The 797-nt window shown below is 71.6% G+C and carries 1 protein-coding gene; it reads left to right on the plus strand.

The genetic code is table 11. The features are described from left to right. Nucleotides 1-391 (plus strand): hypothetical protein (locus HCC78_RS33465; protein ID WP_216671430.1); only part of this gene is annotated, 391 nt, incomplete at its 5' end. Nucleotides 392-797 lie beyond the last annotated feature (406 nt).

Here is a 797-nt window from a genome sequence, read left to right on the forward strand (position 1 = left end):
TGACCTTGCCCCCCGGATTCCGGACTTGGCCGATATTCACCATTCCGCCATTGCGGCGGCCATGCCGATCCCTGCCTGCTCGGGCCTCCGGCAGCCGGTGCTCGGGTGGCGGCGCAGGCGGCTGCAGAAGATCGCGATGCACCTGGACAGCGCCGCCCTGGCTTCGCGGCGCGACCGGAACCTGGCGCGGCGGACCAGCTCGGCCACCAAGGAGCCGAAGAAGCCCTCCATCGGCGCCTTCGATCGGTCCCCCGGATCATCCGGTCCGCTGGCGCGGCCCGGCTTGAACTCGAGGCAATCCCCTGTCCCGCCCATCGATGCGCCGGCTTTCCATGCCTCCGGGAGCCGCCTGCAGTCCCCGGCAGCATGTTGGACGCCCCTGTCTGAATGACAGACCGGCCCCGGCGCCGGCCGCGGGGCTGCCCTTCAGGCGGCCGGACATCGACCCGCCGCCCGGCAGGCGATTGCGTGCAATTGCCGGGAGGGGCCGGCGATCTCCATGGCGGCGTTCGCCATCGGTCTCGGCCAGCGGCGCCACGATGGCGACCTCCTTGACCGCCGCCAGGCAGAGCCGGCCCTCGCCAGTGGGTAGTTGCCAAGGTTGCGCCACCGGTTCGAGCAACCATTGGCGGCGCTGATGCCGACGAGCCAGATGCGGCTCGGCTCCGAAGCCCGGAATTTGCGCCTCGGAAGGTCCGGCGCGTTCTGCGCCTCCGGATCATCCGGCCCGCTGGCGCGGACCAGCTAGACCCCGAGATCGTGCCGGCTGTCCGTCGTCCGCGGAACGCGGCAGCCCC

The sequence above is a fragment of the Mangrovicoccus sp. HB161399 genome (assembly GCF_013184745.1).
Taxonomy (GTDB): Bacteria; Pseudomonadota; Alphaproteobacteria; order Rhodobacterales; family Rhodobacteraceae; genus Mangrovicoccus.